The sequence below is a fragment of the Eikenella sp. HMSC061C02 genome, assembly GCF_001809035.1.
Classification (GTDB): Bacteria; Pseudomonadota; Gammaproteobacteria; order Burkholderiales; family Neisseriaceae; genus Eikenella; species Eikenella corrodens.
The window spans coordinates 24,223-37,845 of record NZ_KV795573.1 but is presented as its reverse complement, the minus strand read 5'-3'; the positions used below and the strand labels follow the sequence as shown (position 1 = coordinate 37,845).

At 55.1% G+C, this 13,623-nt stretch carries 13 protein-coding genes and 1 tRNA gene; 4 read left to right on the top strand and 10 right to left on the bottom strand.

The features are described from left to right. Positions 1-54: 54 nt before the first annotated feature. The 3 genes from HMPREF2541_RS10365 to HMPREF2541_RS10355 all read right to left on the bottom strand — a co-directional run bounded on the left by HMPREF2541_RS10365 (position 55) and on the right by HMPREF2541_RS10355 (position 3,174). Positions 55-606 (bottom strand): hypothetical protein, encoded by a 552-nt coding sequence (locus HMPREF2541_RS10365; RefSeq protein WP_035581305.1) that lies wholly within the window; start codon positions 604-606, stop codon positions 55-57. Between the two features lie 221 nt (positions 607-827). Then, positions 828-2,735, bottom strand: a complete 1,908-nt coding sequence (gene thrS, locus HMPREF2541_RS10360; RefSeq protein WP_070543494.1) for a threonine--tRNA ligase — start codon at positions 2,733-2,735, stop codon at positions 828-830. Positions 2,736-3,097: 362 nt separating this feature from the next. After that, positions 3,098-3,174 (bottom strand) — tRNA-Val (locus tag HMPREF2541_RS10355). Positions 3,175-3,383: 209 nt separating this feature from the next. On the opposite strand from HMPREF2541_RS10355, the gene tgt reads away from it, so the two are divergent. The 3 genes from tgt (at position 3,384) to HMPREF2541_RS10340 (ending at position 7,046) form a co-directional block, all read left to right on the top strand. Then, positions 3,384-4,499 carry a tRNA guanosine(34) transglycosylase Tgt gene (tgt, locus tag HMPREF2541_RS10350; protein ID WP_070543492.1) on the top strand — a complete coding sequence of 372 codons (1,116 nt, stop codon included), beginning with the start codon at positions 3,384-3,386 and terminating at the stop codon, positions 4,497-4,499. A 270-nt stretch (positions 4,500-4,769) separates the two neighbouring features. Continuing rightward, on the top strand, positions 4,770-6,344 hold the full coding sequence (locus HMPREF2541_RS10345; protein ID WP_080543263.1) for a DUF4874 domain-containing protein: 1,575 nt from the start codon (positions 4,770-4,772) through the stop codon (positions 6,342-6,344). A gap of 141 nt (positions 6,345-6,485) precedes the next feature. Further along, positions 6,486-7,046, top strand: coding sequence for an SMI1/KNR4 family protein (locus HMPREF2541_RS10340; RefSeq protein ID WP_003824950.1), 561 nt, complete (start codon positions 6,486-6,488; stop codon positions 7,044-7,046). Positions 7,047-7,114: 68 nt separating this feature from the next. On the opposite strand, the gene guaA is transcribed toward HMPREF2541_RS10340, so the two are convergent. From guaA to HMPREF2541_RS10305, 7 genes are all read right to left on the bottom strand, one after another. Next, positions 7,115-8,683 carry a glutamine-hydrolyzing GMP synthase gene (gene guaA, locus HMPREF2541_RS10335; RefSeq protein ID WP_064103556.1) on the bottom strand — a complete coding sequence of 523 codons (1,569 nt, stop codon included), beginning with the start codon at positions 8,681-8,683 and terminating at the stop codon, positions 7,115-7,117. A 117-nt stretch (positions 8,684-8,800) separates the two neighbouring features. Beyond that, a complete protein-coding gene (locus HMPREF2541_RS10330) occupies positions 8,801-9,154 on the bottom strand; it encodes a hypothetical protein (RefSeq protein ID WP_035581309.1) in 354 nt (117 codons plus the stop codon). Between the two features lie 90 nt (positions 9,155-9,244). Continuing rightward, positions 9,245-10,036 (bottom strand): indole-3-glycerol phosphate synthase TrpC, encoded by a 792-nt coding sequence (trpC, locus tag HMPREF2541_RS10325; RefSeq protein WP_003824956.1) that lies wholly within the window; start codon positions 10,034-10,036, stop codon positions 9,245-9,247. After that, positions 10,033-10,569: an RNA pyrophosphohydrolase gene (locus HMPREF2541_RS10320; RefSeq protein WP_003824957.1), complete on the bottom strand. Its 537-nt coding sequence runs from the start codon at positions 10,567-10,569 to the stop codon at positions 10,033-10,035. The genes trpC and HMPREF2541_RS10320 overlap by 4 nt, the downstream gene beginning before the upstream one ends. Positions 10,570-10,698: 129 nt before the next feature. Continuing rightward, complete coding sequence (gene xerD, locus HMPREF2541_RS10315; RefSeq protein ID WP_003824958.1) at positions 10,699-11,604, bottom strand: site-specific tyrosine recombinase XerD; 906 nt, start codon at positions 11,602-11,604, stop codon at positions 10,699-10,701. Next, positions 11,598-12,059, bottom strand: coding sequence for a methylated-DNA--[protein]-cysteine S-methyltransferase (locus tag HMPREF2541_RS10310; RefSeq protein WP_003824960.1), 462 nt, complete (start codon positions 12,057-12,059; stop codon positions 11,598-11,600). The genes xerD and HMPREF2541_RS10310 overlap by 7 nt, the downstream gene beginning before the upstream one ends. A gap of 12 nt (positions 12,060-12,071) precedes the next feature. After that, a complete protein-coding gene (locus HMPREF2541_RS10305) occupies positions 12,072-12,518 on the bottom strand; it encodes a peroxiredoxin (RefSeq protein ID WP_035581312.1) in 447 nt (148 codons plus the stop codon). 267 nt (positions 12,519-12,785) lie between these two features. Between HMPREF2541_RS10305 and HMPREF2541_RS10300 the strand changes: the two genes are divergently transcribed. Then, a complete protein-coding gene (locus tag HMPREF2541_RS10300) occupies positions 12,786-13,337 on the top strand; it encodes a nitroreductase family protein (RefSeq protein WP_003824964.1) in 552 nt (183 codons plus the stop codon). Positions 13,338-13,623: the final 286 nt, after the last annotated feature.

The following is a 13,623-nucleotide window of genomic DNA, read 5'->3' as shown; positions in this document are numbered from 1 at the left end:
CAGGTAGCCTCTTTAATGTGCGGGCAGAATGACTGAAGAACCCTCCAAGCCTACTTATTTATCAGGTCTCTTTTCTCTAAACTCTAAAAATGCATCAAATTTCGCAAACTCTGGCACTTGGATAAGATTCTCCGCCCGTATCATCAATCTATCCCCTTTGCGGACAAATCCGGAGTGAACGGAGAAAATGAAATCGCCGTTTTCCTCTTTGGAGAAATCAGCCACAACCGTGTCTTTCCCATAAAGCAAGCTGGGATTACCCGCCGTTTGCACCTCATACTTCACCACAAAAGGCACATGCCTGGCCTGATAAAACAAGTTGTCTATCTCTTCTTTTGAAAGATGTATTCCGGTTTTCGGCTTCAATCTCACCATGAGTGCAAACAACCCTCGATGCGGAATCGGTACATCGTTCATCGTCTGTTGATAGCCTTCTTGCTGCGTACTGAACGGCACAGAAACCAGCGGCGTGGTATCCACTTCTCTATTCATATCGCTGATATAGTTGCCAACAAACGGGAGGACTGCCACAGTGGCAGCCATACCGATTAGTGCAAACACTATCAACACCGCCAGCGCTATCTTCTTCCAGCGTTTCTGCCCCATCTTCATTCCTCTAAAATACTGCCCAAAAGAATTTTCAGGTAGCCTCATGCAGCCCAGGGCTACCTGAAAAATTGTCCGCCTTCCGTTTGTGGGTTGTCAACGGAAGCCACAGTCAGGGCGTGGATGTTTGGCACAATGTTCCAGAAGAAGTCGGGCATTAATGCCAGGCCTATGTGCCCAAAGATTTTCAGGTAGCCATATAAAAGGCTACCTGAAAATCTTTAAACCACTGCCAGCTCTTGCTGCAAGCGGGCAATAAACTCTTCTATCTGCATGCTGCCCAAATCCTCGCCTTTGCGGCGTACGGCCACTTGGCCGTTTTCCATTTCCTTATCGCCCACCACCACTTGGTAGGGGTAGCGCATTTGGCTGTTGTCGCGGATTTTGTAGCCGATTTTTTCGTTGCGAAGGTCGGCTTCGGCGCGCAGGCCGGCGGCTTTGAGTTTGTTGACCACTTCCAGGCAGTAATCGGCCTGTTTTTCGGTGATGTTCATCACCACCATCTGTACGGGCGCGAGCCAGAGCGGGAAGGAGCCGGCGTGCTCTTCAATCAGGATGCCGATGAAGCGCTCCAGCGAGCCCAAAATGGCGCGGTGCAGCATCACGGGACGGGCGCGGCCGTTGTCTTCGGTAACGTATTCGGCACCCAGGCGTTCGGGCAGCACGAAGTCGAGCTGGATGGTGCCGCACTGCCAGGAGCGGCCGAGCGCGTCTTTGATATGGTATTCCACTTTCGGGCCGTAGAAGGCGCCTTCACCGGGCAGTTCTTCCCATTGCACGCCGCAGGCGGTGAGCGCATCGCGCAGGCCTTGTTCGGCTTTATCCCAAGTTTCGTCGGTGCCGGCACGCTGTTCGGGGCGCAGCGAGAGTTTGATGCTGACGTGCTCGAAGCCGAATTGTTTGTAAATTTTCATCACCAGTTGGTTGAAGGCGCGGGTTTCTTCGGCGATTTGGTCTTCAGTACAGAAGATGTGGGCATCATCTTGCACGAAGCCGCGCACGCGCATCAGGCCGTGTAGTGCGCCGGAAGGCTCGTTGCGGTGGCAGGAGCCGAATTCGGCTAGGCGCATGGGCAGATCGCGGTAGGAACGCAGGCCGTGGTTGAAGATTTGAACGTGGCCAGGGCAGTTCATCGGTTTCACGGCGTAGTCGCGCTTCTCGGAGGAGGTGGTGAACATATTGTCTTTGTAGTTCGCCCAGTGGCCGGATTTTTCCCAGAAGGTTTTGTCGAGAATCTGCGGGGTTTTAACTTCGCGGTAGCCGGCGGCATCGAGCTCGCGGCGCATGTGCTGCTCGATGGTTTGCCACAGCGTCCAGCCGCGCGGATGCCAGAACACCATGCCGGGGGCTTCGTCTTGCAGGTGGAATAGGTCGAGCTGTTTGCCGAGGCGGCGGTGGTCGCGTTTTTCGGCTTCTTCAATACGGGTGATGTAGGCTTTGAGTTCGTCTTTGCTAGCCCAGGCAGTGCCGTAGATGCGCTGCAGCATTTCGTTGTTGCTGTCGCCGCGCCAGTAGGCCCCGGCCAGCTTGGTGAGCTTGAAGTTCTTTAAAAACCGGGTGTTGGGCACGTGCGGGCCGCGGCACATATCCACGTATTCTTGGTGGTGGTACATGCCCATGGCTTCCACTTCGGGCATGTCTTCAATCAGGCGCAGTTTGTATTCTTCGCCGCGCTCTTGGAAGATTTTGATGGTTTCGGCGCGCGGGGTCATGATTTTGACCACATCGTAATCTTGATTGATCAGCTCTTTCATCCGCGCTTCGATGGCGGCTATGTCTTCGGGCGTGAAGGGTTTTTCCGTGGCGATGTCGTAGTAGAAGCCTTCTTCAATCACCGGGCCGATCACCATTTTGGCATTGGGATAGAGTTGTTTCACGGCATGGCCGACCAAGTGAGCGCAGGAATGGCGGATGATTTCCACGCCTTCCGGGTCTTTGGGCGTGATGATTTGCACGGCGGCATCTTCGCTAATCGGGTCGCACGCATCGCGCAACACGCCGTTCACTTTGCCGGCCACGGTGGCTTTGGCCAGTCCGGAGCCGATGGAGGCGGCGATTTGGGCAACGGTTACGGGGGCTTCGTATTGGCGCACGGAGCCGTCGGGCAGGGTGATGTTGATTTGGGACATGATGATTGGTCTTTCTTTGAAATGGATAAACGGATGAATGGTTTGGGTTTCAGGTAGCCTTTATCGTTGCATTAGGCGAAACCGAAAAAGTAAAACAGCAGGAACAGGCCGGCAAATGCTATGGCGGCTAATGCGGCCAATGTGAGCAATAGCGCAAGCGCGGGAGGTAAACGGCGCATATGGCGGGTTCCTTGCAGCGGTTTGGCCGGAGTTTCAGGTAGCCTTAACAGCAATCCAAGAGGCTACCTGAAACGATGTTTCTGAAGGAAGCGGAGTGGCTACAAAGTTAAAACTATAGCGGGCGGCCAAACAAAAAAGAACAACTGAAGTTCCCCAGAAACCCCTGCTGTTCCCACGAATTCTGGTAGGCACGATTGGATTCGAACCAACGACCCCCACCATGTCAAGGTGATGCTCTAACCAACTGAGCTACGTGCCTGTTTAAGGGGCAGCATTATACTGTTTTCCCACCCCTCGCGCAAAGAAAGCGCAGGGCTGGCAGCGGTTTGCTGTATCAGTTAAAGCAATCATTTTTTGCCGGGCAGCGAGCCACAGCAGTATGGGTAATATGGCAAGGCGGGCTAACACGGTAGGAAGAAATAAATGCTTTAGCTATAATCGCCGCATTATTGATAACGGGTTCTCCCCATGCTCAAATTTACCCTACACAAAAAAGACGGCCACGCCCGCCGCGCCACCATCGAACTCAACCACGGCAGCATCGAAACCCCCGTGTTTATGCCCGTCGGCACCTACGGCTCGGTCAAAGCCATGACCCCGCAAAATCTACACGACATCAAAGCCCAAATCATCCTTGGAAACACCTACCATTTATGGCTGCGCCCAGGCCTCGAAGTCATCGAACAGTTCGGCGGCTTACACCAATTTATCGGCTGGAACAAACCGATTTTGACCGACTCCGGCGGTTTCCAAGTGTTTTCGCTATCCGACATGCGCAAACTTACCGAAGAAGGCTGTACCTTCAAAAGCCCGATTAACGGCGACAAACTCTTCCTCTCGCCCGAAATCTCGATGAAAATCCAAACCGTGCTCAACTCCGACATCGCCATGCAGCTAGACGAATGCACCCCCGGCGAAGCCACGCGCGAACAGGCCAAAAAATCGCTGCAAATGAGCCTGCGCTGGGCGGAACGCAGCAAAAAAGCCTTTGAAGATTTGAACAACCCCAACGCCCTGTTCGGTATCGTGCAGGGCGCGATGTACGAAGACCTGCGCGAACAGTCCCTGCGCGGGCTGGAGCAGCTCGACTTCCCCGGCCTCGCCATCGGCGGCTTGTCCGTCGGCGAACCCAAGCCCGAAATGTACCGCATGCTGCGCGCCGTCGGCCCCATACTGCCCGAACACAAACCGCATTACCTGATGGGCGTCGGCACACCGGAAGACTTGGTGTACGGCGTGGCGCACGGCGTGGACATGTTCGACTGCGTCATGCCCACCCGCAACGCCCGCAACGGCTGGCTGTTCACCCGTTTCGGCGACATCAAAATCAAAAACGCCAAGCACAAACACGACACCCGCCCGCTCGATGAATCCTGCACCTGCTACGCCTGCCAAAACTTCAGCCGCGCCTACCTGCACCACCTGCACCGCGCCGGCGAAATTTTGGGCGCGCAGTTGAACACCATCCACAACCTGCATTTCTACCAAACCATCATGGCCGAAATGCGCGAAGCCATCGAGCAAGGGAAATTTGCCGATTGGCAGGCACAGTTCCATGAAAATCGGGCAAAAGGTACGGATTAAGCAGTAGGCTACCTGAAAACTGTTTGAGTTTATTTAGAAAGATGTGCCGAGCATTACAACGTTATCGGTTTTTAGTTTTAAAGAGCAAGTGATGGTTGGCACTCTTTCGACAGAACGGCTTGCTTACAGATGCATTCACATTCTTAAAGAGGGCGTACATCTTTTTGAATTTTTTGACAGTAAGTGTACAGCATTGTAGGATTACTATGTTTCACAGTATTAATATTATAAGTAGACCATTTAGCGAAAATATTTAGGAAAATCGTCATCATGAATAAAACGTTACTTTCAGTTCTGATTTGTACCGTGGCTTTGGCAGGCTGTAAAAAAGACGAATCAGATACGCCCAGTAATGCCGGCTCCAACCAGCAAGCAAATCAAACCGCAGCAAAGCAAAATGAGGGTACAGTCCAACTGGGAACATCAGGCAACGCTGACCGAACCCGGAATATTAGCGTAGGTACGGGAGGAGGCAGTGCAAATAACAATAATAATACTGGTGCTGCTAATGGCAGCAATTCTGGAAATAATGCTGCTAATAATACTAACAATAACAATGCCAGCAACAACAATAATGGCAACAATAATAATGGAAATAACAACGTTAAAACCGTCTCCCTGAAAGAAGCAGTGGGGGATGTTCCTGGTTATGGGCGCGGTTTCTATCGTTATGGTAAAGACCCTTCCCAAATTACTGATGCTGACTTGGAAAAAGCCTATCGTGATGGCTACCGCCTGATGTATATGCCGGCAGACTTATCTCAATGGCGGAATCAGGATTTGCCCCAGTCGTATCTCAATGCATTGGATCAGGGCTTATCTAAAATGAAAAACGTTAATGCCATTTTGCGTTTTTCATACGACTACACAGCAGCCGGCCAAGATACCAATCTGGCACAGGTTCGTCGCCATATCGAGCAACTGCGCCCGATTTTGGCTAAAAACCGTGACAACATTTTCGTATGGCAGGCAGGCTTTATTGGTGCATGGGGTGAATGGCATTCCTCTGCCAATAATTTGAATACAGACCAAAATAAAGCCGAGGTAATCAAGGCCTTGCTGAATGCCAACAATAACGGCATTTATGCCAAGCTTCAGCTGCGTTACCCAGGCGATTTGATGAATTTCCGCAATAACAGCAGTCTGCCTCGCGGTGCCGCTTCCCTAGGTATGCATAACGACTGTTTTATGGCCAGCAAAGACGATGTGGGCACCTATTACCCGCGCGGCAGCGGGCGCTCATCCGAAGAGCTACGTAGCTTTGCTCGCGAAAACAGCATACATCAGGTATTCGGCGGTGAAACCTGCAAACCGCTGGCAGGAGCACGTACGAGCTGTGCCGATATTTTGAGGGAAGGCGCCGAATACCATGTGTCGTATCTGAACTACGACTACCACAAAACCTTTATCGGTAATTGGGAATCCGGCTCCTGCATGACAGAAGTCCGTAAGAGAATGGGCTACCGTTATGTAGTGGAAGAACTCAGTGCCTATGTTGACCAGCAAAACAGTAATATCGTTCACTGGTCGGCAAAAATCGCCAACCGAGGCTGGGCTAATGCACCTGATTGGGGCTATAAACTCTATCTCGTAGTAAACGGCCAAAAAGTCTTGTTGAACAACAGATTCTCAGTGCAGCCCGGTACGGTACAAAGTTTCCGTGGCAGCTTCTTGAAGAGCCAGCTGAATGGGAAAGCCCCGATTCTGCTGATCGATACAGAAGATGCTAATTATTCCGGCCAGCATCCGCTGCAATTTGCCAATGCTGATGATGGCAATGCACAAAAAGCACCGGAAGGCCCATTCCGCACCGGCCTGGCACTGAAATGGCTGTTGTCAATCTAAGTTGGTTTAGCTAATACAGCGGGAAACCTTGGAAACAGGGTTTCCTGCTGTTTGTGTATATAGAGTAGTATTGCTTAGATTGATAGTATTGATTGTGCTATTACACAAAAATACCGTCCAAGTAATTTGAGTGTTATCCACATGATCGAACAAATCATACCAACCATAATTGATAAGCATTTAGACAAAATCGTTAGTCGGCAACTGAACGCATTGCCTAGAAACATCGCTTCCGAAATGCGATCGGATCAGGTGTGTGAAGATGAAGACTGGTTTTTTTGGCTGCCCATTGCCAGTAAAGTGAGTGATGAGGAAATTGCCCAATGGGAAGATAGGACTAAACACCCTCTTTCCCAAAGCTACCGTACATTTTTAAAACACAAACATTTTTATGAATTACCGATTTCGGAGGCATCGTTTTTCGAACACCCTATTCATACTTGGCAGGCAAGCCTTGCCGAAGTGGTTTTTTCTGAGTATGCACAACCATTTTTGCTAGGTAAGGGTTACCTTCCCTTTGCCCATTGGAGCGACTGGGGCTATCTCTGTTTCGATACAAATCGAAACATCGCTAACCACGACTACCCAGTTGTGCTTTGGGATCATGAAAATGTTGACGAAGTACAAGATTTTGCTGGAGACTTCACTAGCTTGCTGTACCAGTTAGACCAGCAAGAACAACAGAATCCGATTTTCAGGTAGCCTCAAGCATAGCCCAAACAAAGCCCTGCCATTATCTGGCAGGGCTTTCTGATGTTTGCAAACCAGGTTTATTCCCACTCAATCGTGGCCGGCGGTTTGCCGCTCACGTCGTACACCACGCGGTTGATGCCGCGCACTTCGTTGATGATGCGGTTGGACACTTTGCCCAAGAGCGAGTAGGGCAGTTCTGCCCAGTGTGCAGTCATGAAGTCGCTGGTGATGACGGCGCGCAGGGCGACCACGTAGTCGTAAGTGCGGCCGTCGCCCATCACGCCGACGGATTTTACGGGCAGGAACACGGCAAACGCTTGGCTGGTGAGGTCGTACCAAGAGGTGCCGTTTTCGTCTTTGTGGTTGCGCAGTTCCTGAATGAAAATGTCGTCCGCCTGGCGCAGTAGGTCGGCGTATTCGCGCTTCACTTCGCCCAGAATCCGCACGCCCAAGCCGGGGCCGGGGAAGGGGTGGCGGTACACCATTTCGCGCGGCAGGCCGAGTGCCACGCCCAGTTCGCGTACTTCGTCTTTGAACAAGTCGCGCAGCGGTTCGAGCAGCTTCAGCTTCATGTTTTCAGGTAGCCCGCCCACGTTGTGGTGCGATTTGATGGCGTGGGCTTTTTTGGTTTTCGCACCGGCGGATTCGATTACGTCGGGGTAAATCGTGCCTTGCGCCAGCCATTTGGCGTTGGCGAGTTTTTTCTCTTCGGCGTCAAATACTTCAATGAATTCTGCGCCGATGATTTTGCGTTTCTGCTCGGGGTCGGTCACGCCGGCGAGTTTCGCCATAAACTGCTCGCTGGCGTCCACATGAATCACGCGCACGCCTAAGTTGTCGGCAAACATTTTCATCACGTTTTCGGCTTCGTTCAGGCGCAGCAGGCCGTGGTCGACGAACACGCAGGTGAGCTGGTCGCCGATGGCGCGGTGGATCAGCGCGGCGGCCACGGAGGAATCCACGCCGCCGGACAAGCCCAGAATCACTTCGTCGCTGCCGACTTGTTCGCGGATTTTGGCCACGGCTTCGTCGATGTAGTTCGGCATGGTCCAGCTGGGCTGTGCGCCGCAGATGTCGAGCACGAAGCGGTTGATGAGGGCGCGGCCTTGTTTGGTGTGGGTGACTTCGGGGTGGAACTGGATGCCGTAGAAGTGTTTATCTGCGTTTTCCATCATGGCGATGGGGCAGGAAGGCGTGCTGCCGATGGTGCGGAAGTTTTCAGGCAGCCTGCACACTTTGTCGCCGTGGCTCATCCACACGTCCAAGGTGTTCGGTGCGCCGTCTTGAATACCGCTGGTGAGGGCGCTGTCTTGCGTTTGCACTTGCGCGTAACCGAATTCGCGCTGGTTGCCGGCCTGCACTTCGCCGCCTAAGTGGTGCGCCATAAACTGCATGCCGTAGCAGATGCCGAGCACGGGCACGCCCAAATCGAACAGCCCCGTGTCGGCCTGATATTCGCTGTCGTACACGGAATTGGGGCCGCCGGAAAGGATGATGCCTTTCGGGTTGAAGGCTTTGATGTCGGCCAGCGGCATGTCGTAGGGGTGCAGCTCGCAATACACATGGGCTTCGCGCACGCGGCGGGCGATGAGCTGGGTTACTTGCGAACCGAAGTCGAGGATGAGGATTTTGTCGGGGCTGGTCATATCGGTATCTCTGTGTGGATTTGGATAGGATTTCTTGTTTCAGGTAACCTCTGCCCGCTTTGGCAGTAAGTCAGGCTACCTGAAATATAGGGGTTAAACGCAGCAGGGTGGGGCGGCTTAGCGGTAGCGCCGTAGGAGACGCTGAATGTATACTCGGCGCTGCCGGCATACTGCTGTTGTGTCTGCATCGGCGCCGGTGTCGTAACGGTTGCGCTCGGCTTCCACCTGTGCGCCGTTTTGCCTCCACCATGCTTCTTGGTCGCGGTTGGAGCAGGGTTTGCTCAGCTGCATCAGTTTGTCGGCTTGCTGCTCGGCGGCTTGGGGGAGCGCGAAAGTGTCGTTGTCGGTACAGGCAAACAGATAAGTCATGACTTCGATGCTGTCGCGGTTAATCTGCCGGCATTGCCGGGCGGTGGGCTGGGCGGCCGCAGCCAGGGGCAGCAGGGCCAATATCATCACTAAACGTTTCATGCCTACTCCTTGCGTGAGAAAAATAGACAAACGAAATATTGGGATAGTGTTTTCAGGTAGCCGCACCATCATGGCAGGCTACCTGAAAAGTCAAGCAAACAGTTTTTGCACTTCCGCGCCCACATCGTAGGTACGCATGAAGGTTTCGCCGATTAGAAAGCTGTGCACGCCGTGGCTGCGCATGAATTGCACGTCTTCGCGGCTGCGGATGCCGCTTTCGGTAATCACGATGCGGCCTTCGCCGGCAATTTCTGGCAGTAAATCCAGGGTTTGCTGCAGGCTCACTTCAAAGGTGCGCAGGTTGCGGTTGTTCACGCCGCGCAGCGGGGTGGTGAGGCGGCGGCATTTTTCCAGCTCGTCGGCGTGGTGCAGCTCCAACAGCACGGCCATGCCCGATTCGTGGGCGATGCCTTCAAACTCTTCCAGTTGGGTTGGGGTGAGCGCGGCGGCAATCAGCAGCACGGCATCGGCGCCCATGGCGCGGGATTGGTAGATTTGATAGGCGCTCACCATAAAGTCTTTGCGCAACACGGGCAGCGCCACGGTGGCGCGGGCGGCTTTCAGGTAGCCTGCCGAGCCTTGGAAGTAGGGTTCGTCGGTGAGTACGGAAAGGCAGGCGGCGCCGGCAGCTTCGTAAGCGCGTGCCAGTTGCTCGGGGTGGAAGTCCGGCCGGATCAGCCCCTTGCTGGGGCTGGCTTTTTTGATTTCGGCAATCAGCGCGGCGCGGCCTTGGCTGTGCTGGGTGCGCATGGCCTGTACGAAGCCGCGCGGCGGCGGCATATCGGCGGCCCGGGCGCGGAGTTCGGCTAAGGGCAGGGCGGCTTGGGCGGCGGCCACTTCTTGCTGTTTGGTGGCGAGGATGCGGGTGAGGATGTCGCTCATCGGTGGGTGTGCTCTTCGGGCAGGGCGGCGTGTCGCCGGTTGAATTGCTCCAGGGTTTCCAGATTGTGCAGAAAGCGCGAAAGCTCCCGCAGGGCGTTGGTGTATACGTCTTTTTTGAATTCAATTACTTCGTCGATGGGTGCCCAATAGTCGTGCCAGCGCCAGGCATCGAATTCCGGCTGGCTGCTGGCGCGCAGGTGCACATCGCTTTCGCGGCCGGTGAGCCGCAGCAAATACCAAATCTGTTTCTGCCCGCGATACGCGCCGCGCCATTGGCGGCGCACCCAGTTGCCGGGCACGTCGTAGCGCAGCCAGTCGCGGGTGCGGCCGAGGATTTTCACGTGGTGCGGCAAAAGGCCGACTTCTTCGGCCAGCTCGCGATACATGGCGGCCTCGGGGCTTTCGCCGGGCTTGATGCCGCCCTGCGGAAACTGCCAGGAATGCTCCTGCACGCGTTTGCCCCAGAACACTTCGTTGCGCTGGTTGGTGATGATGATGCCGACATTGGGGCGATAACCTTCTCTGTCCAACATAATATTTTTCGCCCAATTTGAATAATTTTAAACGTACGGATTTTCCCACAAAACGGCACGGCAGGCTACCTGAAAGCTTTCAGGTAGCCTGCCGCCTTGCCCTATTTTCATTTGAATCCGCTATCTTGTTTACCCCCGCGGATGGTGTTGCGCCACCAGCTGTTTGAGCCGCTCGTTGGCCACGTGGGTGTAGATTTGCGTGGTGTTCAGGCTGGCGTGGCCGAGCATCATTTGCACGCTGCGCAGGTCGGCGCCGTGGTTCACCAGATGGGTGGCGAAGGCGTGGCGCAGGCCGTGCGGGCTGAGCTCGCTGATGCCGGCTTCCGCGGCGTAGCGTTTCACCATCTGCCACACCAGCTGGCGGCTGATGCCGCTGCGTTTTTGCCCCACGAATACGAAATCGCACGGGGTGTGTTTGAGCAATTCTCCGCGTGCGGTTTTCAGGTAGCGTTCCAGCCAATACACGGCTTCGGCACCCAGCGGCACGATGCGCTGCTTGTTGCCCTTGCCGATTACGGTCACCACGCCGCGCTGCAAGTCTAAATCCTGCAGCTGCATTTGGGCGGCTTCGGACACGCGCAGGCCGGTGGCATACAGGGTTTCCAACACGGCTTTGTCGCGCAGTCCGAAGATGGTTTCCGTGTCGGGCGCGGCCAGAAGCGCGTCGATTTGCGCTTCGCCGATCAGTGGCGGCAGGGCGCGGCCTTGGCGCGGCGGGCGCAGGTGTTGCGCGGGGTTGTCGCTGCGGCGGTTTTGCAGCTGCAAAAAGCCGTAGAGCTGTTTGACGGCGGAGAGGGCGCGCACTTGGGAAGCGGGTTTTTCATCCGGGGCATACACGGCATTGGCCAAGGCATCGGCATCGGCCTGCTGCCAATCCAAACCTTGCGCGTGCAGGCGGCGCGCGACTTTTTCCAGGTCGCGCCGGTAGCCCGCCAGGGTGTTGGCGGCGAGGCGGCGGGTGAGGAAGAGCTCGTCCAGCGTTTGCTCGATGGGCTCTTGCCAGGCGGCGGGCAGCGGTTCGGCCGGGTTCACCATGCCACTCCTTCGTGTGCGAGCAGCCAGCGTTTCACTACCAGGCTACGTTCGGCATCGCCGCCCATACTGAAGCCGCCCAGCCCGTTGGCCGAGAGCACGCGGTGGCAGGGAATCAGGAGCGGCAGCGGGTTTTTGCCGCAGGCGCCGCCCACGGGGCGCGGGTGGCTGCCGATACGCTGGGCAATCCATTGGTAGCTGCGGGTTTCGCCGAACGGAATCTGCGTAATCTGCGCCCACACGGCCTGCTGAAACGCCGTGCCTGCGGGCGGCACAAACGGCGGCAGCGGGGCGGGGCTACCTGAAAAGTAGCTGTCCAGCCATTGTGCCAGCGGGGTGTCGTTTGGCAGTGCGGGCAGGAAGGGCGCGGCGCTGTGCTGCAGCAGGATTTCGGCGGGCAGGCCGTCGTGCAGGCGGCACAGCAGCGTGCCGAAGGGGGCTTGATAGCAGTATTGCATGGCGGTGTTCCGCTAGGCCGTTTCGCGCAGCGCGTCGAGTACGGCTTGGGCGTGGCCGGCGGCTTTCACTTTGCGCCATTCGCGCGAGATGTTGCCTTGCGCATCCAAAACGAAGGTGCTGCGCTCGATGCCGAACACTTTTTTGCCATACATATTTTTCTCTTTGATGACATCAAACAGGCGGCACACGGTTTCATCTTTATCCGACAAGAGCGGCACTTCCAGCGCGTATTTGCACACGAATTTCTGGTGGCTGGCCACGCTGTCGCGCGATACGCCGGCTACCTGAAAACCGAGCGCCTGAAATTCGGGCAAAAGCGCGCTGAATTCCTGCGCTTCGGTGGTGCAGCCGGGCGTGCTGTCTTTGGGGTAGAAATACAGCACCAGCGGCAGGTGGTCGGCGGCGGCGAAATCGTTGCCGTTTTGGTCGGGCAGGGTGAAAAGGTAATTTGTGCTCATGTCGGCTCCTAAGGGGATGAAATCGGCTGGCATTATATAGTGGATTAAAATAAGAATGGGACAAGGCGGCGAGCCGCAGACAGTATGAGCAATACGGCAAGGCAAGCCAACGCGGTAGCATTCTTATTTTAATTCACTATAGCGTTAAACTGGGGCGGGCAACGGGGGGATGGTTGGGATTGGGTTGGAGCGGGTGTTTCAGGTAGCCTTAATGTGTGGTATAAGCACGGCGTTTTGTTTTCAACGCACACTTTAAGGATTAAACCCATGAACGCAATCGATTTGCTTACCACCCGCCGTTCGGTGCGCCACCTTGCCGAACCCGCGCCCAACGATGCCCAGCTGGAAATTATTTTGCAGGCCGCTACGCAAGTGCCTGACCACGGCAACCTCACGCCGTGGCATTTTGTGGTGGTGCAAAGCGAAGCCGGCCGGCAGGCATTCCGCCATATTTTGAAGCAGTGTGCCGAAGAAATCGGCGGCGAAGCGGCACGCAAGGCCGAAGTGGTGGGGCAGATGGCGCCGATGGTGATCGGCGTGGTGTCCAAGCCCAAGTTGGACTGCCCCAAGCCGAAGCCGGAGTGGGAGCAGCTGCTCAGCGCCGGCTGCGCCGCCTATGCCGCCCAACTGGCCGCTAAGGCGCAAGGCTTCGACAATGTGTGGATTACCGGCTTGTGGGTTAATACTGCCGCGCTGCGCGAAGCCTTCGGCTGCGGCGAACACGATAAAATCATCGGCCTGCTGATGATCGGCACGGCACAGAAAGAGGCCAGCGGCCCGAAAAATACGGATTTGAGCGAGTTGGTCAGCCGTTGGTAATGCGGTCGGTAAAAGGCTACCTGAAAGCATAAGCTTCAACACAGTTGAAACGGGCAATGCGAGTTGCTGCGAAGTTAAAAATTTCAGGTAGCCTTTTGCCAACTTGTTACTGGGAGTAGGTGGTTCCAACTTGTCGTTGAATTGCAGCTGAGGTGCGGGAAGCACAAGCTGCCTGTTATTTGGCTTGAATTTTGTTGCAGCTGAAATTTTCAGGTAGCCTTTATTGTGTAACGCTATCTGGATTGTCCCAACAACAAAAAGGCTACCTGAAAATTTCAGGTAGCCT